Annotated in this window: 22 protein-coding genes and 1 tRNA gene; 9 read left to right on the forward strand and 14 right to left on the reverse strand. The window is 56.3% G+C overall.

Annotated elements, in window-relative coordinates:
- Positions 1-91: 91 nt before the first annotated feature.
- From AADJ11_RS04555 to AADJ11_RS04565, 3 genes are all read right to left on the reverse strand, one after another.
- Entirely contained in the window at positions 92-550 is a 459-nt protein-coding gene (locus AADJ11_RS04555) for a universal stress protein (protein WP_341233352.1), read from the reverse strand.
- 84 nt (positions 551-634) lie between these two features.
- A complete protein-coding gene (locus AADJ11_RS04560; RefSeq protein ID WP_341233353.1) occupies positions 635-1,501 on the reverse strand; it encodes a branched-chain amino acid aminotransferase in 867 nt (288 codons plus the stop codon).
- A gap of 14 nt (positions 1,502-1,515) precedes the next feature.
- Complete coding sequence (locus AADJ11_RS04565) at positions 1,516-1,752, reverse strand: hypothetical protein (protein WP_219578860.1); 237 nt, start codon at positions 1,750-1,752, stop codon at positions 1,516-1,518.
- Positions 1,753-1,880: 128 nt separating this feature from the next.
- Between AADJ11_RS04565 and AADJ11_RS04570 the strand changes: the two genes are divergently transcribed.
- Entirely contained in the window at positions 1,881-2,591 is a 711-nt protein-coding gene (locus AADJ11_RS04570) for a M48 family metallopeptidase (RefSeq protein ID WP_341233354.1), read from the forward strand.
- A 5-nt stretch (positions 2,592-2,596) separates the two neighbouring features.
- Positions 2,597-2,962: a YigZ family protein gene (locus AADJ11_RS04575; protein WP_341233355.1), complete on the forward strand. Its 366-nt coding sequence runs from the start codon at positions 2,597-2,599 to the stop codon at positions 2,960-2,962.
- Between the two features lie 110 nt (positions 2,963-3,072).
- On the opposite strand, the gene AADJ11_RS04580 is transcribed toward AADJ11_RS04575, so the two are convergent.
- Positions 3,073-3,438, reverse strand: a complete 366-nt coding sequence (locus tag AADJ11_RS04580) for a hypothetical protein (RefSeq protein ID WP_341233356.1) — start codon at positions 3,436-3,438, stop codon at positions 3,073-3,075.
- A gap of 254 nt (positions 3,439-3,692) precedes the next feature.
- Between AADJ11_RS04580 and AADJ11_RS04585 the strand changes: the two genes are divergently transcribed.
- Positions 3,693-4,442: a hypothetical protein gene (locus AADJ11_RS04585; RefSeq protein ID WP_341233357.1), complete on the forward strand. Its 750-nt coding sequence runs from the start codon at positions 3,693-3,695 to the stop codon at positions 4,440-4,442.
- 5 nt (positions 4,443-4,447) lie between these two features.
- On the opposite strand, the gene rimO is transcribed toward AADJ11_RS04585, so the two are convergent.
- A complete protein-coding gene (rimO, locus tag AADJ11_RS04590) occupies positions 4,448-5,824 on the reverse strand; it encodes a 30S ribosomal protein S12 methylthiotransferase RimO (protein WP_341233358.1) in 1,377 nt (458 codons plus the stop codon).
- Positions 5,825-5,888: 64 nt separating this feature from the next.
- Here rimO and AADJ11_RS04595 point away from each other — a divergent pair, with 64 nt between their 5' ends.
- Positions 5,889-7,817 (forward strand): AsmA family protein, encoded by a 1,929-nt coding sequence (locus tag AADJ11_RS04595; protein ID WP_341233359.1) that lies wholly within the window; start codon positions 5,889-5,891, stop codon positions 7,815-7,817.
- A gap of 160 nt (positions 7,818-7,977) precedes the next feature.
- Positions 7,978-9,210, forward strand: coding sequence for a tryptophan synthase subunit beta (trpB, locus tag AADJ11_RS04600; RefSeq protein WP_341233360.1), 1,233 nt, complete (start codon positions 7,978-7,980; stop codon positions 9,208-9,210).
- Positions 9,211-9,260: 50 nt separating this feature from the next.
- Here trpB and AADJ11_RS04605 read toward each other — a convergent pair whose 3' ends face one another.
- The 6 genes from AADJ11_RS04605 to trpA form a co-directional block, all read right to left on the reverse strand.
- Entirely contained in the window at positions 9,261-9,638 is a 378-nt protein-coding gene (locus tag AADJ11_RS04605; protein ID WP_341233361.1) for a DUF2237 domain-containing protein, read from the reverse strand.
- Positions 9,639-9,707: 69 nt separating this feature from the next.
- On the reverse strand, positions 9,708-10,742 hold the full coding sequence (locus AADJ11_RS04610) for a DUF2332 family protein (protein ID WP_341233362.1): 1,035 nt from the start codon (positions 10,740-10,742) through the stop codon (positions 9,708-9,710).
- Entirely contained in the window at positions 10,739-11,452 is a 714-nt protein-coding gene (gene pth / locus AADJ11_RS04615; protein ID WP_341233363.1) for an aminoacyl-tRNA hydrolase, read from the reverse strand. Before pth ends, AADJ11_RS04610 begins: the two co-directional genes overlap by 4 nt.
- Before the next feature lie 118 nt (positions 11,453-11,570).
- Positions 11,571-12,218, reverse strand: a complete 648-nt coding sequence (locus AADJ11_RS04620; protein ID WP_341233364.1) for a 50S ribosomal protein L25/general stress protein Ctc — start codon at positions 12,216-12,218, stop codon at positions 11,571-11,573.
- Between the two features lie 225 nt (positions 12,219-12,443).
- Positions 12,444-13,610, reverse strand: coding sequence for an alpha-hydroxy acid oxidase (locus tag AADJ11_RS04625; protein ID WP_341233365.1), 1,167 nt, complete (start codon positions 13,608-13,610; stop codon positions 12,444-12,446).
- 69 nt (positions 13,611-13,679) lie between these two features.
- Positions 13,680-14,471, reverse strand: a complete 792-nt coding sequence (gene trpA, locus AADJ11_RS04630; RefSeq protein ID WP_341233366.1) for a tryptophan synthase subunit alpha — start codon at positions 14,469-14,471, stop codon at positions 13,680-13,682.
- A 178-nt stretch (positions 14,472-14,649) separates the two neighbouring features.
- On the opposite strand from trpA, the gene AADJ11_RS04635 reads away from it, so the two are divergent.
- Together AADJ11_RS04635 and ychF are read left to right on the forward strand one after the other, a co-directional pair.
- Positions 14,650-14,832 (forward strand): hypothetical protein, encoded by a 183-nt coding sequence (locus AADJ11_RS04635; RefSeq protein ID WP_341233367.1) that lies wholly within the window; start codon positions 14,650-14,652, stop codon positions 14,830-14,832.
- A 68-nt stretch (positions 14,833-14,900) separates the two neighbouring features.
- Complete coding sequence (gene ychF / locus AADJ11_RS04640; RefSeq protein WP_341233368.1) at positions 14,901-15,998, forward strand: redox-regulated ATPase YchF; 1,098 nt, start codon at positions 14,901-14,903, stop codon at positions 15,996-15,998.
- A gap of 179 nt (positions 15,999-16,177) precedes the next feature.
- Here the strand turns inward: ychF and AADJ11_RS04645 are convergent.
- The 3 genes from AADJ11_RS04645 to AADJ11_RS04655 form a co-directional block, all read right to left on the reverse strand.
- Positions 16,178-16,267, reverse strand: a tRNA-Ser gene (locus tag AADJ11_RS04645).
- Between the two features lie 218 nt (positions 16,268-16,485).
- Positions 16,486-17,553: an ACR3 family arsenite efflux transporter gene (gene arsB / locus AADJ11_RS04650; RefSeq protein WP_341233369.1), complete on the reverse strand. Its 1,068-nt coding sequence runs from the start codon at positions 17,551-17,553 to the stop codon at positions 16,486-16,488.
- Between the two features lie 98 nt (positions 17,554-17,651).
- Positions 17,652-18,491, reverse strand: a complete 840-nt coding sequence (locus tag AADJ11_RS04655; protein WP_341233370.1) for a DMT family transporter — start codon at positions 18,489-18,491, stop codon at positions 17,652-17,654.
- A 214-nt stretch (positions 18,492-18,705) separates the two neighbouring features.
- On the opposite strand from AADJ11_RS04655, the gene AADJ11_RS04660 reads away from it, so the two are divergent.
- Both AADJ11_RS04660 and AADJ11_RS04665 read left to right on the forward strand, forming a co-directional pair.
- Positions 18,706-20,244, forward strand: coding sequence for a sulfatase-like hydrolase/transferase (locus AADJ11_RS04660; protein ID WP_341233371.1), 1,539 nt, complete (start codon positions 18,706-18,708; stop codon positions 20,242-20,244).
- A gap of 527 nt (positions 20,245-20,771) precedes the next feature.
- Positions 20,772-22,811, forward strand: a complete 2,040-nt coding sequence (locus tag AADJ11_RS04665; RefSeq protein ID WP_341233372.1) for an ABC transporter substrate-binding protein — start codon at positions 20,772-20,774, stop codon at positions 22,809-22,811.
- Positions 22,812-22,846: the final 35 nt, after the last annotated feature.

Here is a 22,846-nt window from a genome sequence, read left to right on the forward strand (position 1 = left end):
GTTGTCTTTGATATGCGGGTTGAAGCGCCCCAAGTCAAGGTTTGGAACGATTCTAAAAAGCGGTGGCTCGATGATTTAGAGGCGCGCGATCTTAGGTAATCGCCTCCAAACGCTCCTTGCTTAGATCACCCGGCACGATTGTGATCGGGATGGGCAGGCTGCCAGCGTTGCGCGACAATTGGGTTACCAACGGGCCGGGGCCAGATTTTTTATCCGTCCCCGCGCCCAGAACCAAAACGCCCACATCGGGGTCATCGGCAAGCTGGGCAATGATCTCGTCCACGATAACGCCTTCGCGGATCACCAGTTCAGGATCAACATTCAGCCGGTCGCGCATCCATTTGGCAAAGACTTCGAAATGCACTTCGATCCGCTCGCGGGCTTCTTCGCGCATGACCTCGGCAACGCCGATCCAGTGGTTAAACTCATCCGGTGGAATAACCGACAGAACCACAACACCACCGCCCGATTTTGATGCACGCATTGCAGCAAACCGCATCGCGTTCAGACATTCGCGGCTGTCATCGAGAACCACCATAAATTTACGCATCGTCTTCTCCGATTGGGCATTGGGGGCGTTGGCAATCATGCCGCCTGCACATGCCGCTGGCAATCGCGATTTTCACGGCGCGGGTCAGTTGCGTGCCGTCGCGGCCCAATCCCAATACATATCACGGACATGGCGGGTGATCGGGCCGATTTGGTATTGGGTGTCATCAAAGGCTTTGACCGGTGTGACTTTCATCATGTTGCCGGACAAGAATACCTCGTCTGCGGCGTGGAAATCATCAAAGCTTAGGACTGTTTCATGCACTTTGATCCCGTCCGCCCGCATATTGGCAATGTGCCGCGCGCGGGTGATCCCGGCAAGGAAAGTCCCGTTGGGGATGGGGGTGAAAACTTCGCCGTCCTTCACCATGAACGCGTTGGCCGACGCAGATTCGGCGACATTGCCCAGTGCATCCGCCACCAGCGCATTGCCAAAGCCCTTGCTGCGGGCCTCAACCATCATGCGGGCGTTGTTTGGATACAGACAGCCCGCTTTGGCGTTCACGACATTGTCCTCAAGCACCGGACGGCGGAAACGGGTGCGCGTCAGCGTCGTTGCAGCCTCTGGCGGAGCCATTGGAATTTGCTCGAGCGAGATGGCGAAACCGGTCGCATCCTTCAGCGGGACAATGCCCAGCTCATCCCCCGCGAGCGCCCAATACATGGGGCGAATATAGATGGCATCGGTTTTGTCATAGCTTTTCAGCCCTTCACGGACCATTTCCACCATATCGGCGGTTTCAACCGTTGGGGTGATCATCAACGCCTTGGCAGACCGGTTGATCCGGGCGCAATGTGCCTCAAGATCAGGGGTGAGGCCATTGACCATACGCGCGCCGTCAAACACGGTCGTACCCAGCCATGCACCGTGATCCGCAGCCTTGATGACCGATATATCGCCGTCGTGCCAGGCACCGTCATAATATGTTTTGATCTTTGTGCCGGTGGCCATGTGGTATTCCTTGGTCAGGGTTTAGGGGCGGTGCGATAGATGCCTTCGGGCAGGTTCAACGCAATGGTCAGATCGCGCAATTGTTCGGGCGACAGGCTGATCTTACTGACGGTGTTGGTGCGGGCATCCCATTGTTCAAATGTAATAACACTTGCAAAGGCTTGCACCGTGACATCTTCGCGCAAGGGTGATTTCCCCTCATCGACCAAGGTGATCACACTCGCATCAAATTCGTGTTCAATGGTAAACATAGGCGCACAATATTCTTTCGGCGGATCATTGCAAGAGCGTGCCCGCGTTGTATGTTCAATGGGGTCTCGCCACATTAAACAGGCGGATCAAGAATGGTTCGTGCAAGGTCACAAGGAATTGCCAGTATATGATTAGGTTTTTTGGTCTGCTTGGCGTTATGGCTTTGGTCGCGGCGTGTGAACCGGTAATGAACACCGGGCCAGTCACACAGCAGCCTGGCGGACAGTCGCAAGAATCCAACCTGTCTACGTCGCAGTCGGCGCGCAGTTTTTTACGTGTTATTCAAACCGTCGAACCCGTGGCAGAGCGTGAATGCCGCGCGCGCACATCGGGCATCAATTGTGATTTCAACATTGTTGTGGATGACCGCCCGGGCCAGCCGGCCAACGCCTATCAAACCGAAGACCGCGCCGGCCGTCCTGTGATCGCGTTCACATTGGCGCTGCTCGATGACGCGCGTAACGAGGACGAGCTTGCCTTTGTTCTGGGACATGAAGCCGCTCATCACATTTCAGGCCACATTGCACGCCAGCAGCAAAATGCCGTCGCGGGGGCGGTTATTTTTGCGGGTTTGGCCACGCTCAGTGGCGGGGATGCATCGGCCGTGGAAACGGCGCAGCGGTTGGGTGCGCAGGTCGGCGCACGGACCTATTCCAAAGATTTCGAGCTTGAGGCAGACGCCCTTGGCACCGTGATCACCGCACGTGCGGGGTACAACCCGTTGCGCGGCGCTGAATTCTTTACCCGTATTCCCGATCCGGGCGACAGATTTTTGGGGACCCATCCGCCCAACGCCTCGCGCCTTGATACCGTTCGCCGCACAGCTGCGGGGCTTTAGGCGGTTTGCATCAACTGGGCCAAATCCTGACGGACCGGGGGTCAAAATATGCGGTGTCGGGTGTGGCGGCCGGAGACCGCGCCGCTGTTGATGCCGCGTTAAAAGACCTTAAACGGAACAAATCCTACGCCAAGGCCACCCATAATACATGGGCTGTCTTGCTGTCCGAGGGTGGCCCGCTCAAGGGCGACGATGGCGAATCTGGCGCGGGGATGGTCATTGTCCGGATGCTGGAACGCGAAGGGTTGTTTGATCATCTGATTGTCGTGACACGGTGGTATGGCGGCAAACATCTGGGCGGTGACCGGTTTCGTCACGTGCAGACCTGCGTGCGTGCCTATCTAGATGACATGATCACGCCCAATCCATAGCGCAACACCGTATCATCTTGGTGAAGGGCGGCGGGTAAAGGTCAAATGCAAGGTATTTTGAATGTTCCGCCGTTCAGGGCAGGGCGAATGCCAGTAATAGGCCAAGGGCATCAGCGCGGTTTATTACCGTCAATCCAGCGCGACATCATGGTTTTATCGCGAAAGCATTCCTGCGGAATATCGCGCCGTTTCACCCGTGCAATCCGTTCGGCAAAAGCCACCTGTTTAGACGACGGATAATTGGCAAATCGCCCCTCAAGCGGTTTCGGCTTGTGGCTGTCGATCCACGCTGACAAAGCCACCCGATCCGCGCCGATTCCTTCGGGCAGGCTCGCACCCGTTTTCGCGGCCAGTGACGTGGCATATTGCATCTGCTTTGGCGTGGCAGGCAAAGCATGGCTGTCATCATGATGATGCGCCGGCACCGCCCCCTGTTCAGGGGCAAACAATCCGAGAAATTGAGGTTGGTAGGACATTCGGGAAGCCCCCTGCATTCTGTTATGGAACATATATAGAACATTAACGGAACATTTGCAAGATGCGTGTGTGGCCACCTTGCTGCGTGGGGTATATGTAGGGGTTCTTTGAGGGCGTTCAACTACATGAGCTATTTTTGGCCGATGGGAAGGAGGAACATCTGGGGAGTGCAATGCAGGCGATGCGGGTATTTATCTTGATGAAGCTAACTAGGGGCTGCATTGTGGTGTCAAGCAACGGGGCAAGTTAATCTATGACAGAGTATTTCAAGCAAATAGTAGATGCATGGGGCGACAGGCTGCGCAGCCCGGTTCTGGGATCGATACTGATCTTTTTCGTTGCGACAAACTGGCAGAGCGTCTTTTATCTTTTCTTTGCGGACAAGCCTGTAAGAGCGCGGCTGTTATACTTTGATGCAAATACGGATGGTTGGAGCCTTTATGTGATACCGCTCCTTGGTGGAGTCGTTTTGGCTGTTGCCATTCCGTGGATAACGGTTGCCGGAGCGCAGTTAGCGAAGTTTCCACAGGCACGTTTGCACGCACTACAGTCCTCCGAAGCGTTAAAGCGACGCATTGTAGAACATGGACTGAAAGCGCAGGAAGAAGAGGCAAGAGAAAGGAGGAAAATCGATGCGGCCAAGCGATTGGATGAAGCTGAGAATATGAGTGCGGAACTGAAATCCGAAATTGAAGCGGATAGAGCGGCTCACGAGGCACCGACAAGGCTCTCCACGACAGAGTTGCGAATACTCGACTTTGCGGCAAATTCGTCAGATGGCTTGGTTTTTTTAAAGGGAAATTCAATGTCGCGGACTGTTGGCGAGCATAGGCGCGACAGTGAAGGGTTCTCTTCACATAGAGAGCAGAAGCTATTTGAGGACTCTTTTGAAACGCTAATAGCTAGCGGACGTCTCGAACATCGTCGAAGTACCGACGGAGGCGCATTATATGAAATAACCGCAATTGGGTACGAAGATCTCAAAGCTAGTAAAAATGAGTGATCAGATTAATTGTGCAGAATCCGACCCCATAGATCATACTCGCCCGCTTCCTCAACCTCGACCGTGACGATGTCACCGACCGACAGCCCCTCGAAACCTTCATCGATAAACAGGTTCCCGTCGATCTCGGGCGCGTCGGCTTTGGTGCGGCAGGTGGCGGCGTCGGCGTCGATCTCGTCTACGATCACATCCATCCGGCGGCCGACTTTGGCTTCCAGCTTGGCTTCGGAGATGGCCTGAGCTTTCTCCATAAACCGGTTCCAGCGGTCTTGCTTGACCTCGTCCGGCACATGATCTGGCAGCGCGTTTGACCGCGCGCCATCTACGTTTTCATATTGAAAGCACCCGACGCGATCTAATTGCGCCTCATCCAGCCAATCCAGCAGGGTTTGGAATTCGGAATCGGTCTCGCCCGGGTAGCCCACGATAAATGTCGACCGCAGGGTGATGTCGGGGCAGGTGTCGCGCCAGGCGGCGATTTCGTCCAGCGTTTTGGCGGCCGCAGCGGGGCGGGCCATGCGTTTCAGCACATCGGGATGCGCGTGTTGGAACGGGATATCCATGTAGGGCAGCACCAGCCCTTCGGCCATCAGGGGGATCAGCTTGCGCACATGCGGATAGGGATAGACGTAGTGCAGGCGCACCCACGCGCCAAGCGACCCCAGATCGCGCGCCAGATCAGTGATATGGGCGCGGTGGCCACGATCTTCGGCGTGTTTGATATCCACGCCATAGGCAGATGTATCCTGCGAGATCACCAACAGTTCTTTCACGCCGCTTTGAACCAGCTTTTCCGCCTCGCGCATCACCGCATGGGCGGGGCGCGATTGCAGGCGGCCACGCATGTCGGGGATGATGCAGAACTTGCACTTGTGGTTACAACCTTCGGAGATTTTCAGATAGCTGTAGTGGCGCGGCGTCAGGCTAACGGCTTGGGCAGGCAGCAGATCGATAAACGGATCGGGCGAGGGCGGCACGGCACTGTGCACGGCATCCAAGACCTGTTCATATTGGTGCGGTCCGGTGACCGCTAGAATGCGCGGATGGTGTTCGCGGATGTAATCGGGCTCTGCGCCCAAACACCCCGTCACAATCACGCGGCCATTTTCCTTGAGCGCCTCACCAATGGCATCAAGGCTTTCGGCCTTGGCAGAATCCAGAAACCCGCAGGTGTTTACGATCACCGCATCGGCACCGGAATAATCGGGCGACACGCCGTACCCTTCGGCGCGCAGGCGGGTCAGGATGCGTTCGGAATCGACCAATGCTTTGGGGCAGCCCAGCGACACCATGCCGATGGTCGGCTGGCCGGGGCGGGACGGGTTGCTGATTTTTGCCTTAGGGGCAAGATCAGGGCGCAGATTGGGTGGGTTTGTGCTCATGAAATGCGCTATAAGCCATGCAAAGGGTCTGCGAAAGGCCCAGCTTTGGGCAAGGAGACGGGTTATGAAATGGATTGTCAGGCTGATCGGCGTGGTCTTGCTGATTGTGGTGGTGGCGGTGGGGTCTTTGTTTCTGCTGCCCGCAGACAGGATCGCCCGGATCGCGGCGGATCAACTGCGCAACCTGACGGGCCGCGATGTGAAAATCACCGGCGATGTCGGGATCACCTTTTGGCCGGTTCTTGGGGTCAGCGCAGACGGGCTTGAGGTTGGCAATGCATCTTGGGCAAAGGACGGTGCGATGCTGTCTGCCGCCAATGCCGCGATTGGCGTTGATGCCTGGTCGCTGATCCGTGGCGAGATTAAGATTACCAACATCGAAGCGCAAAGCCCGACAATCCGGCTGGAGCACCGCAAAGACGGGCGCGCGAGTTGGCAGTTCACCGATGGTGGCGGTGCGGCGCAAATCGAAGCAACGCCAGCGGCCCCCGCAAGCACCCCGCGTCCCTTGACGATCCAGCGGCTGAATATCACGGACGCCACGTTGATCTATGATGCGGAAGGTGCCGATCTGGTCAGGTACGAAGGTGTTGATTTGTCTTTGGACTGGCCGGAACGTGCCGGTGATGCGGTGATTAATGCGGCCCTGCGTCCTGCGGGTGAACGTGTGGCGGTGCAGGCCGATATCTCTCGTTTTGATCAATTCCTGAACGGGGATGTGCGGCCGATGACGGCGCGGCTGGATACCAAAGGCGGCGGTTTTACCCTGAACGGTCGGGCTGGGTTGAACGGCGCGGTTGCAGGCGATTTGGTTTTGAAATCGCCGGATACGGCGCGGTTTTTGGCGTCGCTTGGGGCCGGGACAGTTGCGCTGCCAAAAGGGTTGGGGCGCAGCGCTGATGTGAGGCTGCAACTGACACTAACACCTGATCGTCGTCTTGCCCTGCGCGAGATGACTGCCGATTTGGGGGGCAACACGTTTCGCGGTGCCGCAGACATAACGTTGAACGGCACACCGAATATCAACGCTCAGCTGACCACAGGTGTGCTGAACCTGGCCGGACTGGCGGGAAGTGGGGATGCTACGGGCGCGGCCGCGACATCGGCACTGGCTGGCTGGTCGACCTCGCGGATTGATGCATCTGGCTTGGCTGGTTTTAATGGCGAAATCGCGTTGCGGGCCGAAGGCGTTGAGCTAGGCCGTCTGACACTGGGACCCACACGGGTCTTGTTGCGCAACGACAAGGCGCGAATGGTGGCTGAACTGCGCGAGATCAATGCCTATGGCGGCGTCGCCAGTGGCGAGTTCGTGGTGAACAATCGCAACGGTCTGTCTGTTGGCGGCACCTTGGCCGCACGCGGTATCCAGATGCAGCCCATGCTGGACCAAGCGGCAGGCTTGTCCCGTTTCAAGGGGACCGGTGACGCCGACCTGTCGTTTCTGGGTGCAGGGCAATCGATTGATGCCATCATGCGGTCGCTTAGCGGGAACGGCGCGGTCAATGTCGGGCGCGGCAGTATCGAAGGGATCGATCTGGACGCGTTGATGGGCAATTTCGATGTCAAAGGGGGGACGACGGTCTTTGATTCCCTTGCCGCAACTTTCACGGTTGATAAGGGCGTGCTGAACAACGACGATCTGGTGATGCTGCTGCCAAACTTTACCGCGACGGGGACAGGCAGGGTTGGAATTGGCGCGCAGACCATCGATTACACAGTCACGCCCAAAGCCTTGCGCGTGAATAAAGACCGCGGTCTGGCCATTCCCGTGCGCATTGTCGGGCCTTGGGCATCCCCGCAAATCAAACCCGATCTTCAAGCGGCAATTGATTTGAACTTTGCAGCCGAGAAAGCAAAAGCACAGCAAAAGCTGGAGGATAAGCTGCAAGAGGAGCTGGGCGTGACGCGTGAAGACGGACAGTCGGTTGAAGACGCAGTGAAGGACCGCGTCGAAGACAAGCTGAAACGCGAGCTGTTCAAGATATTCGACTAGCGGTAGGTGCCGGAATTTTAAAAAATTCCGGACCGGAAAAATTGAATTTTCCGCGCGCGACTTTAGCTGCTGTAGGGCACAGCCTGAAACGTCTGCATCACCCCGTCTTTACCTGCCCTAGCTGGGGCGTTATGGCTATGCCAAGCGCAAGGAGCACCTCATGGCCAATGAACTTTTCAACTCTTTTATGACCGGACCTGACGAAAACGGACGGTTTGGCGATTTCGGCGGGCGTTTCGTTTCTGAAACCCTGATGCCGCTTATTCTTGAGCTGGAAGAGCAGTACGAAAAGGCCAAGACCGACGAGAGTTTCTGGGCCGAAATGGATTTCCTGTGGAAGCACTATGTTGGCCGTCCCAGCCCCTTGTATTTCGCCGAGCGTCTGACCGACCACCTAGGTGGTGCCAAGGTCTATATGAAGCGCGACGAGCTGAACCACACGGGTGCGCATAAGATCAACAACGTGTTGGGCCAGATCATCCTTGCCCGTCGCATGGGCAAAAAACGTATTATCGCCGAAACCGGTGCTGGTCAGCACGGCGTGGCGACGGCAACTGTCTGCGCCAAGTTCGGCCTGCAATGCGTGGTCTATATGGGCGCGCATGACGTTGAACGTCAGGCACCCAACGTGTTCCGCATGCGGTTGCTTGGGGCCGAAGTTATTCCGGTCACATCTGGCCGTGGTACCTTGAAAGACGCGATGAACGACGCCTTGCGTGACTGGGTGACGAACGTCCGCGATACATTCTACTGCATCGGTACTGTGGCAGGTCCGCACCCGTACCCTGCCATGGTCCGCGATTTCCAAAGCATCATCGGCAAGGAAGTACGCGAACAGATGATGGAGGCCGAAGACCGTCTGCCCGATACGCTGATCGCAGCGATTGGCGGTGGGTCAAACGCCATGGGTCTGTTCTATCCGTTCCTAGACGACAAGCAGGTTAACATCATCGGTGTCGAAGCCGGCGGTAAAGGCGTGAATGACAAGATGGAGCATTGCGCGTCGCTGACTGGCGGGCGCCCGGGCGTGTTGCACGGCAACCGCACCTATCTGTTGCAAGATGACGACGGGCAGATCCTTGAAGGGTTCTCGATCTCGGCGGGTCTTGATTACCCCGGTATCGGACCAGAGCATTCGTGGCTGCATGATATCGGCCGCGCGCAATACGTGTCGATCACCGACGTTGAAGCCTTGGAAGCGTTCCAACTAAGTTGCAAGCTTGAGGGGATCATTCCGGCGCTGGAGCCTTCGCACGCCTTGGCCCATGTGATGAAGATCGCGCCAGAGCTGCCGAAGGATCACATTATCTGCATGAACATGTGTGGGCGCGGCGACAAAGACATCTTTACCGTCGCCAAAGCGTTGAAGTTTGAAATGGGCGAATTCGCCTAAACGACAATCGCTAGGATGCGGTGCATCCGCATCCTAGCATTTCTTGCGGTCTAATCTGTCGCGACGGCGTGCTGCTGTAGAATTTCCAGGGGCACGATCTCTAATGCGCGTTGATGTGTCGCCTCAAGATGGACCTGCGGTGCGCAGCCTTCTTCGGCTGCTTGCAGGAAGCGGCTTGCACACAGGCACCATGGATCGCCGGGTTTGAGGCCCACAAAACCGAACCCTGGTCGTGGCGTGCTTAGATCGTTTCCGACGTATTTCGAGAACGCCAAAAACTCGGCCGTCATCACCGCGCACACCGTGTGGCTGCCCTGATCCGCGTCACATGTATTGCACATCCCGTCGCGGAAATAGCCTGTCACCGGATCGGTGCCACAAATCGCAAGCGCGCCACCCAGTACGTTAATGCTTTCATCCGGTTCCATCAGCTTCCCTTAATGTATCTTTGAGGCATCCAATCACAGCGGCACCGTGCTTGCCAGTGCAACTTGGGGTCAGTCTGTGTGCTGCCAGTCGATCCAGCGGCCATGGAAATCCGCACGGCCCAAGTTCAGCGTGATATCACCGGGCCACAGGCGCAAAGTCAGGGCGGCCCCTTTGTTATTCTCACCATCATTTTCCATCGACAGCCATGCCAAGGGGCGATTGGCGGTGGCGCGTTTGCCAGCGGCCTCGATCAATGCTTTGCCACGGGCTTGCACGTCTTTTGGGAAATACTGCCATGCGACGGTGTGTTGAATCAGGTGCAGACACCCTTGGGGTTGCTGCGGCAGGTGCTTTGCCAGCCAGTCGATTGCATCCCCTTGCTGCACCTTTACATCCAGCACGGACGCGGCAGAACGGGTCAGGCTTAACCGTTTGGGCTGGTCCGCCCAAAGATACGCCATCAGCCGCATCAGATGATCCGGGCGCGTGGGGTCGAGCGGGTTCAAATCCACACCGCGCCGCTTTTCGATCTGCGGCTGTACCGAGGGTGGCAGTTGGCCCGTCCATTCCGGCGACAACAGGATCGATGACATGTTTGGTCCGTAACGATGGCCTTGAATCTCAAGCGCAAAGTGATCCCACATCAGGTTCAGACCGCCGCTGGCCCCCAGTTCAGACAGGTGGATCGGCAGATTGAAATGCTTTGCTGCCACCCGCGCGCCGGCGATCAGGGCTGCTGACCGGCGTACCTCGTTGGTTTGGGGCGCATGGTCGGTCCACTCCATTAAAAACGCTTCATGCGCGTTTAGGGCGTTAAGCACGGCCTCGGACAGCTCTGCATCAGACACGCTGTTGGGCGGATATGCTTTTGCCAGATCGGGCGATTTTCGGTTCAGCACCAGCGCATGCAGGCCGCCTGCAATACGCAAGGGCAAGGACGCGCCCATTGGCCCGACATCGCCTGTTACGCTGGCAAACTTTCGGCCAAGGGCGCTGTCGTGGGGCCAGTCGCGTGCCATTACATTCATCAATTGCCCCATAAAGGGGGAGCCCAACGCGACACAATGGCCCGCCTGATCTTCGAAAGCTTGTTTCAGTGTCATTTAAAGCGGTCCATTAATTTTTGGAGCGAGGAACGGGCGTCCGGCTCCGGTGTGGGTGGGGTCGCATCGGCTTTGGGCTGCGTCGGAGTTTTGGCCACGGCGGCAGGTTTTGCAGGTTTCTTGGTCCCTGTGCCGGACCTTGGGGGCGATACCCGCATCGCCACTGCGTTCATGAATTTCGATGTGTTCCCACGGGCCAGTTCGGGGGCACCATCGCTGATACCACGTAGAACATCATCCAACCAATTTTCATCAGCCTTGGCAAAGTCACGCAGAACATAACCCGGCACGGCGTCCTTGTGACCGGGGTGACCAACGCCAAGGCGGACACGGTCATAATCCGGCCCGATATGCGCGTGAATCGACCGCAAGCCGTTATGGCCCGCGTGCCCCCCACCGGTTTTGCATTTCACCTTGGCCGGGGCGAGGTCGATTTCATCATGCAGAACAATGACATCGGCGGGGTCGATCTTGTGAAACCGCATCGCGGCTTGAACCGATTGACCGGACAGGTTCATAAATGTTTCGGGCTTTAGCAAAATGGTACGCTCGGACCCAAACCGGCCTTCGCTGACCAAACCCTGATGTTTGGCTTTCCAAGGGGAAAACCCGTGATCCTCGGCAATGCGGTCCACGGCCATAAAGCCGATGTTGTGGCGGTTACGGGCGTATTTCGCACCCGGATTGCCAAGCCCCACGATCAGTTTCATATGCCATACCCCATTCTTTGCGCCAGCATATCAAACGGATGTGCCAAACGGAATACGGGGCCGCCAATGGCGACCCCGTTTCGTCTTGAACAAACCTGTGTAAGGTTGTTCGGTTTTATCAGTCTTCTTTGACTTCTGTTGCTGGCACTTCGTCTGCTGCAACATCTTCGTCTTCTTCATCGTCTTGGCTGGCAAGACCGGAAGGCGCGGATACCTGAGCGATCACAAAGTCACGGTCGATGACCGGCTTGGACCCTTTAGGCAGAACGACGTTTGCGATTGTTGCGCTATCGCCGATTTCCAGACCGGAAATATCGACTGTGATGTGATCAGGAATATCGCCTGCGGTCACAACCAGTTCGACTTCGGGACGTACCATGGTCAAAACGCCACCTTTGCGCAGGCCTGGGCATTCTTCTTCGCCCGAAACCTCAACCTGGATGTACAGGTTGATTTTGGTGGTACGCTTAAGACGCATGAAATCGACGTGCGTTGGCAGGTCTTTCACAACGTGACGCTGAACGTCGCGGCAGATCACACGAACGTCGTCGTGGCCTTCGACTTTCATGTTGAAAAGCGTGGCCTTGAAACGGCCGGCGCGCAGCTTGGTCAGCAGCTTGTTAAAGTCGAGGTTGATTGGCAGTGGATCAACGTCACCGCCAAACACGATGCCCGGTACCATACCGTCGCGACGTGCCTGACGAGCGGCGCCCTTGCCTGTCCCCGTCCGTTCGAAAGCTTCAAGATCAGGAATCTCTCCAGCCATGTTATTCTCCAATATGTTTAGGGCGGACATCCTCCAAGGCTGTATGTCCGCGTGAAGCCGCGCGTATAGACGGGATTGGCCGCTGTGAAAAGCCTAAAAAGCCCCAGATCGGCAGGCAGCTCGGGCCGCCGATCTTATGATACGGCAACCCTTGTCTGTTATTTCGCGCATGTGTGCCCGATTAAGGCACGCTTGATTGCACCTGATCGCGAACCACTGGCGGAATTAGTCCTGCCATTCCCCCTCGAAACCCTTTGGAACCAAAAGGTTATGCTTGCCCAAAGCCTCGACCGAGGTTTCACCGCAAAGTGCCATGGTCAAATCCAGTTCTTTATGGATCACCTCTAGCGCGGTGGTGACACCCTGTTGGCCCATTGCACCCAAACCATAGATAAACGCGCGGCCGATATAGGTGCCTTTGGCCCCCATCGCCATCGCTTTCAACACGTCCTGACCAGACCTGATTCCGCTGTCCAGATGCACTTCGACCTGATCGCCGACAGCATCCAAAATCGAGGGCAGGGCGCGGATCGAGCTGATGGCACCATCCAACTGGCGCCCGCCGTGGTTGCTGACGATGATCGCGTCGGCCCCGACCTTGAGCGCCATTTTAGCGTCCTCGGCATCAAGAATACCCTTAAGGATCACCTTGCCGCCCCATTGTTCTTTGAGCTTGGCAATCTTTCCCCAATCAAGGGTGGGATCAAATTGTTCAGCGGTCCACGCGCCAAGGTTGGCGGTGTCGTCCACGTCTTTTACGTGACCCACAATATTGCCAAAGGTCCGGCGTTTCGCGCCCAGCATCTCGATCCCCCACGACCATTTGGTCGCAAGGTTCGCGATGGTTTTCGCGGTCAGTTTGGGCGGGGCGGACAGGCCGTTTTTCAAATCCTTGTGGCGCTGACCCAGAATTTGCAGATCAAGCGTGATCACCAGCGCAGAACATTTTGCATCTTTGGCGCGCTGGATCAGCCGCGCGACATAATCCTCGTCGCGCATGGTATAAAGTTGAAACCAGAACGGCTTGGTTGTCGCCTCGGCCACATCTTCGATCGAATTGATCGACATGGTGGACAGGGTAAAGGGCACGCCAAAGGCTTCGGCGGCGCGGGCGGCTTTGATTTCCCCATCGGCGTGCTGCATGCCAGTCAGCCCGACAGGCGCAAGGGCCACGGGCATGGCCACGTCTTGGCCGATCATCTGGGTTTTGGTCGTCCGGCCGCTCATATCCACAGCAACGCGCTGGCGCAGACGGATCTGGTCAAAGTCGGATGTATTCTCGCGGAAGGTCTGTTCCGTCCAGCTGCCCGATTCGGCGTAATCATAGAACATACGCGGCACGCGGCGTTCATGCAGGCGCTTAAGGTCGTCTATTGTCGTGATCACGGGCATCGGCGGGCATCCTATATATTGGTCAGGTTACCTAACCAATAGACGCGCGCGAAATCAATCGCTTTGCGCTTAGGCGCGGTGCGCCCCGTCCGATAGGGTTTTCACAAATGCCAGCACGTCCTTAACCGGCGCGCCGCCTGCAATCTTGGAGACGATGGCGGACCCGACAACACAGCCGTCAGCAACCGCTGCAATGGCTTCGGATTTTTCCGGCGTGTTCACACCAAAGCCCACGATCACGGGCAATCCGCTGGCCTTTTGAATGCGCTCAACTTCTGGCGCCACGTCGCCTGCATCTGCCTCGGCAGAGCCTGTGATCCCGGTGATCGAGACATAATACACAAAGCCCGATGTGTTTTGCACAACGCGCGGCAGGCGCTTGTCATCGGTTGTTGGTGTGGCAAGACGGATAAAGTTCAGACCGGCCGCTTGGGCGGGAATGCACAGTTCGGCGTCTTCCTCGGGCGGCAGGTCAACAACGATCAACCCGTCGACGCCCGCGGCCTTGGCGGCAACCAGAAATTTATCGACGCCTTTGGAATAGATCGGATTGTAGTAGCCCATCAAAACAATCGGTGTGGTGTCATCCTGCTCGCGAAAGGCGGCGGCAAGGGCGAGGGTCTTGTCCAGCGTCATTCCACCCTCAAGTGCACGCTGACCGGCCAGTTGGATGGCAGGGCCGTCGGCCATGGGGTCAGTAAAGGGCAGGCCCAGCTCAATGATATCAACACCAGCTGCTGGCAGGCCACGCACGATTTCCAGCGACGTGTCAAAATCAGGATCGCCAGCCATGACGTAAGACACAAATGCCTTTTTGCCCTGCGATTTCAGATCAGCGAATTTGGCGTCGATGCGTGTCATAGGTGCAGCCCTTGTTAGATGGTCCTGTTGCAATGCCGAATATAGCGACAGAAATCAATGCAACACATCACCGTAGGGCGGCGGAATTTTCTAAACTTCCGGTCTGGGAAATTCGAATTTTTGGGCACCGCATCTGGCGGCATCTTTAAATTCAGGGGGCAGGCCCTATTTATGAGCTATGAATTATGTACTCGCCTTGCTGCTCCCGCCGCTATCAATCCTGCTGACAGGCCGCATTTTCACGGCCATCGTCGTGCTGCTGATCTGGATCCCCGCGATCATCTTTTCCGGCGGCTTGACCCACCCGATGTTTATCATTCTGGCATGGATCCTGATTTACCAAACCCGAAACCACCCCTGATATCGCTAAGACTTGCGTAAACCCCTGCAAAACCCTAGGACAGCGCCAAGTTATAAAGGATAGATGTCATGGGTTTCAAAATGGGTATCGTGGGTCTGCCGAACGTCGGCAAATCGACCCTGTTCAATGCGCTGACACGCACAGCAGCGGCGCAGGCGGCGAACTTTCCGTTTTGCACAATCGAACCCAACGTGGGCGAAGTGGCCGTTCCTGACGCCCGCCTTGATAAGCTGGCCGAGATTGCTGGGTCCAAGCAGATCATCCCGACACGCATGACCTTTGTTGATATTGCGGGCCTCGTAAAAGGGGCATCCAAGGGCGAAGGTCTGGGCAATCAGTTCCTTGCCAACATCCGCGAAACCGACGCCATTGCCCATGTGCTGCGCTGTTTTGAAGATGGCGATGTTACGCATGTTGAAGGCCGGGTTGATCCCGTTGCGGATGCCGAGACAATTGACACCGAACTGATGCTTGCCGACCTGGAAAGCATTGAAAAGCGTCGCGCCGGTTTGGTGCGCAAGATCAAGGGCAACGACAAAGATGCTGCGCAGCAAGACCGGCTGCTGGCCCTCGCCCAAGCCGCCATCGAAGACGGCAAACCCGCCCGCACCGTGACGATTGACGAAGACGACGCCAAAGCATGGCGCATGCTGCAGCTGTTGACGACCAAGCCCGTTCTTTATGTCTGCAACGTCGGCGAATCCGAGGCCGCAGAAGGCAACGCGCTGTCCGCCAAAGTTGCTGAAATGGCCGCTGCGCAAGGCAATTCAGCCGTGATCATCTCTGCCCAGATCGAAGAAGAAATCAGCCAGCTCGAAGCGGACGAGGCAGAAATGTTCCTGACCGAAATGGGTCTGGACGAGGCCGGCCTCGACCGGTTGATCCGCGCTGGCTATGAATTGCTCCACCTTGAGACTTATTTCACCGTAGGCCCCAAAGAGGCCCGCGCCTGGACGATCAAGCAAGGCACATCCGCACCCAAAGCCGCCGGTGTAATCCACGGCGATTTCGAAAAAGGCTTCATCCGCGCCGAAACCATCGGCTATGAGGATTTTGTCACTTTTGGCGGTGAAGGCCCCGCGAAAGAAGCGGGCAAGATGCGCGCCGAGGGCAAAGCCTATACCGTCAAAGACGGCGACGTGCTGCACTTCTTGTTCAATACCTAATGAAATGTGAGCGCTGATCGGCGCTTGCTGCTCTGTCCTGTTTTTGCTGACTTGAAGGGTCTTTTGCCATGGGCAAGAGATCAAAAAGACATGGCCAAAACCCGATTGTCGTCGCCGTAAATTTCAGGTGCTGATCGTCAGGAAATGATCAACATTAGGCGCACTGAGTGAAAGGTGTATGGCGGAGACGAAGGGATTCGAACCCTCGAGACCCTTCCGGGCCTACTCCCTTAGCAGGGGAGCGCCTTCGACCACTCGGCCACGTCTCCGCTGACCCGTTTAGCGATAGGTTCCCAAGGGAGCAAGAGCCAAAAGCGAACAAATTCAATGAGACGTTTTAACTCCCGTCCGCTTGGGTTTTCGGTCGCGTTGTTTTGTGCTGGATCGCGGGTGAGGCGGGCTGGATTACACCTGATTGATCCAAATGGGTCTTCGCACCCGCAAGATCACGACCGCAGGTCGTTTGCCATTCGCACGTCACCACGGGTCACGAGGATGGGGTATCTTTTGGAAACCAATGTTGGGTCCGGTTCGCAAAGGCGACAAGCGACAGCATGACAGGCACTTCGACCAAAACGCCAACGACGGTTGCAAGGGCCGCGCCGGAGCCTAGGCCAAACAGGCTGATGGCCACGGCGACCGCCAGTTCAAAAAAGTTCGAGGTGCCGATAAGCGCGCAGGGGGCAGCGACGTTAAACGGAATGCGCCAAGCGCGCGCGGCACCGTAGGCGATAAAGAAGATGCCGTAGGATTGGATCAGTAGCGGAACAGCGATCAGCGCGATGACAAGCGGGCGGTCTAGAATGACCTCGCCCTGAAAGCCAAAGAGCAGCACAACCGTGACCAACAGACCAATGATCGAAAATGGTTGAACGCGGGATTTAAACGCATCCACTGCGGCGGTCCCACCTTTGGCCACAAGACGGCTGCGCGTCAGATACCCCGCCAACAGCGGCAGCATCACATACAGGCCCACTGAAATCAGCAATGTATCCCAGGGGACGACGATATCCGTCACACCCAGTAGAAATGCCACGATTGGAGCGAAGGCAAACACCATGATCACATCGTTCACGCTGACCTGCACCAAGGTATAGGTGGCGTCACCGCGGGTTAGGTTCGACCAGACAAACACCATCGCAGTGCAGGGGGCAGCACCAAGCAAGATTACCCCAGCCAGATAGGCTTGGGCATCATCGGTCGGGATCAGGCCTGCAAAGACATGTTCAAAGAACAGAACGCCGAGGGCCGCCATTGTGAAGGGTTTGATCAACCAATTGACCACCAGTGTCACGGCCAACCCCTTGGGTTTACTCCCAACCTGCCGCAGGGCGGTGAAATCGACGCCAACCATCATCGGGTAAACCATCGCCCAGATCAGCACAGCGACAGGCAAGTTGACCGACGCAACCTCAAGCGCGGCAAGGGCTGCAAAGACGCCGGGGAACAGATTGCCCAGGATCAGTCCCGTCCCGATGGCAAGCGCCACCCATACCGAAAGCCAGCGTTCAAAAGTGCCAAGGCCCGCAGCGGCGGGAAATGATGTTTCGGTCATGTAAAGCTTTCAGAATTTTGCTGGTGAAGATGTGTCTTTTCCTTGTCGAACCTAGCAAAGGCGCACCAAGGGGTCATCCCGTCAATTTTGCAAAGCTGCTAGGCGTTCATCCCGATAACAATGATCCCGATGGTCATCAGGAAAGCCGCACCCAAGCGGCGCTTCCAATTGCCCTCTTTCAGGATGATAAATCCAATGAGGGTGGCAAAGATGACAGATGTTTCACGCAGGGCAGAAACCGCGCCCAATGGGGCAAAGTTTTTGGCATAAAGCACCAAGCCATAAGCGATGATGGACACCATTCCGCCCGCCATGCCCACAAGCCACACGTTCAAAGGCAGCTGTGAGAGGGTGCTGCGCTTGCGCCAGCCGATAAACCCCGCGATGAAAATATGCAAAAATGCGCCCCAAGCCCAATAGCTGAGCGTGTTGCCCGAAAGGCGAACGCCGACACCGTCCACCAAGGAATAAATGGATATGCAAAAGCCCGTTCCAAGCGACAGGAACAGTGCTGCTTTGCCGATCCCCGATCTGAGCGCGCCCCAGTTGCTTAGGATAATACCGGCGGCGATCAGGCCAATACCGGCCCATGCCAATAGCGACAGAACTTCGCCCAGCAAGAGGAACGCCCAAAGGGAGACAAGTGCAGGGACAATGCCGCGGGCAATCGGGTAAACAACGCTGAGGTCGCCGTATTGGTAGGCGCGACCCAGCAGATAGAAATATCCGAAATGGACAACCGTCGACATGGCGATATAGGGCGCGCTTTGCATGTTGGGCAGGGGCAACCAGATGATCATGACCAACCCCGGCAGCACCTGCCCCAAGGCGACCAGCCCGAGGGTCGTTGTTCTGTCGGCGGCCGTTTTTACAATGGCATTCCAGATCGCATGAAGCAGGGCCGCCGAAAGGATAATTGCGATAATGAACGGCGACATATGGGTCTTTCGGAAATTTAATGAGGGGCAAAAGCGGCCGCAATAGAACCGCGCAACATTCGCCCTGTCACAAGCATTTACCCAAAAGACCAGATTGGCAAGCTGCGCGTAAATTGTGCAACCGGTGCTGGCGTCGCGTTTTTTCGATTTAGCCTCTTTCCAGCAGTGACCTTTCTGAGGCTAGATGAGGGAACCGCATCAAGAGGGCACCATCATGGGCAGCACTAAAAACGTTCTGTTTATCGTCATTGATCAATTGCGTGCCGATTGCGTGTTTGGGGCCTTGGCGGATCATATCGATATTCCAAACCTGCGGGCGCTGATGGCGGATGCTGTGACGTTCGAGCGTCATTTTTCTGTCGTGTCCCCCTGCGGCCCGTCACGCGCGTCGTTGCTGACGGGACAGTATGCGATGAACCATCGGTCGGTACGCAACGGCACGCCACTGCGTCATGATGTACCCAATGTCGCGACTGAAATGCGTAAATCAGGCTATGTGCCGATGCTGTTCGGCTATACGGACACGACCCAAGACCCGCGCGTTTACCCACCCAATGATCCCGCGATGCGCAGCTATGAATATCCGATGAACGGCTTTCAGGAAGCCGTGGAGATGCGGTTTGAAATGTCCTATCCGTGGCGGTCGCATTTGATGGACAAAGGATACCATTTCGAAACCTATCAAGATGTCTTTAAGCCGGTTTCGCCCAAGGGCGGGGCACCAAAGGTCAATGATCCTGCGCTCTATGAAGCGGTTGACAGTGATACGGCGTTTCTGACCGACCGTTTCCTAGCGACGATGCCCGCCTACGGCGATCAGGATTGGTTCGCGCATCTGACCTATATCCGCCCCCATCCACCGCTTGTGGCCCCCGCGCCCTATAACGACATGTATGACCCTTGCGATATACCGCTGCCCGAACGCCACGCTGATCCAGCGACCGAGATTGCGCAGCACCCATTTTTCGACCCGACGATTGCGCAAAAGACCCCGGCGGGGAATGTCGTTGGCTTTCCCGATCTGGAACCGTCAGACGAAAATATCCAAGCGCTGCGTGCAGTGTATTTCGGACTGATCACCGAAGTGGACGCGCATATCGGGCGAGTGGTGCAGTTCCTGAAAGACAGCGGCCAGTACGATGACACATTGCTGATCGTGACAGCCGACCACGGCGAGATGTTGGGCGACCGCCATTGCTGGAGCAAGTTCACCCCTCATGATGCGGCCTTTCACACGCCATTAATCATCCGCCAACCGGGCAACGCGGATCGCGCCGGGGCGGTGGTCAAGACGCCCGTCGAAACCATCGACATCACGCCAACCATTCTTGATTGGGTGGGCCAAGACATACCCAACGCGATGGACGGACGGTCGCTGCTGCCGCTCTTGGCAGGCAAGACGCCTGAGGACTGGCGCACCTATTCGTTCTCCGAACTCGACTTTTCCGAACCCGAGGAGCCCACCCTGTGGGAGCGGACCCTAGGCACCGGTCCCAGCGATTCATCCCTGTCTATCCTGCGCGACGACCGGTTTACCCTTGTGATGTTCGCCGCTGATCTGCCGCCGATCCTTTATGATCACCAAGGCCGGGGTGAGGCCGAAAATGTGGCCGAACGCCCCGAATTTTCAGGCGATCTGTACCGGCTGACCCGGATGATGCTGCAGCACCGTATGAAAAATATGGATCACACCCTGTCACTGGCCACGATCACGAACGAAGGGCCGCGTGTTCAAAAGCGATATAAGAATTAGCTGAGGTTGCTCGCTTGTCTGCAGCGCAAACAGCACATGGTCGATATCCAAGAACATCCCAATTCCACCCATCGCTCGATTACCTTTTGGCGGCGACGGCATCACCGCGGGAATGGAAACTGTTGACAGGTGGCTTAGAAAAACCGCACGCTTGGCCATCTACTGGGATGTCTTCATGTCAAAAACATTGTGCGCGCCTGTAAAAGAGGCACCGACCAATGCAACATTCGAAAAACTAACATTCGCCGTGGGGAGCCACGGCCAAACGTTGTGGCAGGCATTCCGGTGCTTATCCATGCCATGTTTCGCGCGATATCTGCCTCATCATGCGGCAGTTTTTTCAAATCTTACGAAAATCCTCAATCACGGCGCAAAAATGTTGTGCAGTGAACGGGTTATCTGTCGCAGGGTTTTTACATTGGCATACTAACACTAAAAAATTGCGAAAAACGCAATCGGAGAAAAAGGGCACAAAGCCCAGCGGTCCGACAAAGGACACGCAGATCACCACCAACAAGGAGAGACGAATGAAGAAGGTACTATTATCCAGCGCAGCGATGACGTTTGTTGCTGGCGCTGCGATGGCGGCCTGTCCGGCTGTCACCGTATCCGACCCGATGGGCGTCGCCGCTGGCGCGTTCCCCCAACAATACGAGTTGGCTGAATTTCAAGGATTGGCCGACTGTACGCTTGAGATGTCGGAAAACCCTGATATCGCCGCACTGAACGGCCGTATCCGTGGCAACCCCGACATGCCCGCGCTGGCTGATCGTTTGCCTTCCGAACCGCTGGTCGTTGCACCCTATGACATGATCGGCAGCTACGGCGGCATGTTCAACGCGCTGTCCAACGCAACCGAAGCCGGCACATCTGACTTTATGTCGGTGCGCCACGTCAATCTCGTGCGCTATTCCGATGACCTGACCACGATTGTGCCGAACGTGGCCAAAAGCTGGTCTTGGAATGATGATTTCACCCAGCTGACATTCGTTCTGCGTGAAGGCCACAAATGGTCTGACGGTGAACCCTTTGGTGCCGAGGATGTTGCGTTTTGGTATGAAAACCTTGCGCTTGATTCCAACGTGATCGAAAGCCCTAAGGACTATGTTCTGGCTGGCGGCGAACCAATGCAGGTGGATGTCATCGACCCGCTGACCGTGCGTTTCACAATGCCATCGCCCAAGCCCGGCTTCTTGGCGCATTTCGCCAACCACTACGCCCAAGGTTTTCAGCCCAAGCATTTCCTTGGCCAGTACCACCCCGATATCAACCCCGATGCCGACACGCTTGCGCAATCGCTTGGGTTTGAAGGCGGTTATGACCTGATCAAAGCGTACTACGGCAGCTCTGACTGGATGGACACGCCAACGCCAATGCTGGCGCATCCTGATAAGGTCGCGAACCTGCCATTGGATGCGGCACCAACCTTGGAAAGCCACATCGTGATTTCCGAGACGACCGAGGGCCGCCAATTTGTTGCGAACCCTTATTACTACATGGTCGATACAGCGGGTCAGCAACTGCCCTATATCAACGAAATGGACGAGATTTTCGTTGGCGAAAGCGAAGTACGCCTGCTGAAACTGGTGAACGGCGAAGTTGATTATAAAGCGCAGGCTTTGCAAATCGATTACGTGCCATTGCTGATGGAAAACCAAGAGAAATCCGGCTTTACCGTTGATCTGAAGCCTGACATCACAATGCCCACCTTTGCGTTCAACGTGACGTCGGAAGATCTGGAAAAACGCAAAGTGTTTGGCGATCTGAAATTCCGTCAGGCGATGTCTGTTGCGATGAACCGTGACGAGATCAACGAGGTTGCAATGTTCGGTCTGGGGACGCCGCAGCAATATGTCGGCTTTTCCCCCACACCCGACTTTGTAACACCGGAATTGGAACAGCATTACGCGCAGTTCGATCCGGAGATGGCTAAATCCTTGCTGGATGAAATCGGTGTTGTCGATGTTGACGGCGACGGTATGCGCGAACTGCCAAATGGCGAAGCGTTGACCCTGAACCTGCAAGTCGCAACGCAAGGGATTTCGATCAAGATTGTTGAACTGGTTGGCCAAAGCTGGCGCGACGTGGGGATCAACAACACGGTCAAGGAAGTCACCTCGGACGAATACCGGTCCTCGCAATCGTCTAACCAGTTGGACGTGACGCTTTGGGAGAAATCGGTACCTTTGGCTGTAGTCTTGGGCAACGCGGAAATCTTTATCCCGCCCTATGACAACTACTTCAACATGCGCACGGCGATGCTGTGGGGCGAATATGTTGATTCAGATGGCGCATCCGGTGTTGAACCGCCCGCCTATGCCAAGCAGATGATGGAAGATGTCAAAGCGTTCCAAGCAACGCCCGTTGGCACCCCTGAATCCGATGCCTTGGGTCTGAAACTGGTCGAGGCGATGACCGGCAATCTGCTGTTCATCGGTACGGTGAAAGAGCAAAAGCCGATCTACCACTCCAACTCGCTCAAGAACTTCCCCGAGTTCAAGACCGCATCATATGCCTACTACCGGACATACCCTTACCGTCCGTCGCAGTGGTTCTTTGACGAATAATCAATCTTCGTTGACATGAAGCCGTGTTGCGGGCC

The sequence above is a fragment of the uncultured Sulfitobacter sp. genome (genome assembly GCF_964021855.1).
Taxonomy (GTDB): domain Bacteria; phylum Pseudomonadota; class Alphaproteobacteria; order Rhodobacterales; family Rhodobacteraceae; genus Sulfitobacter.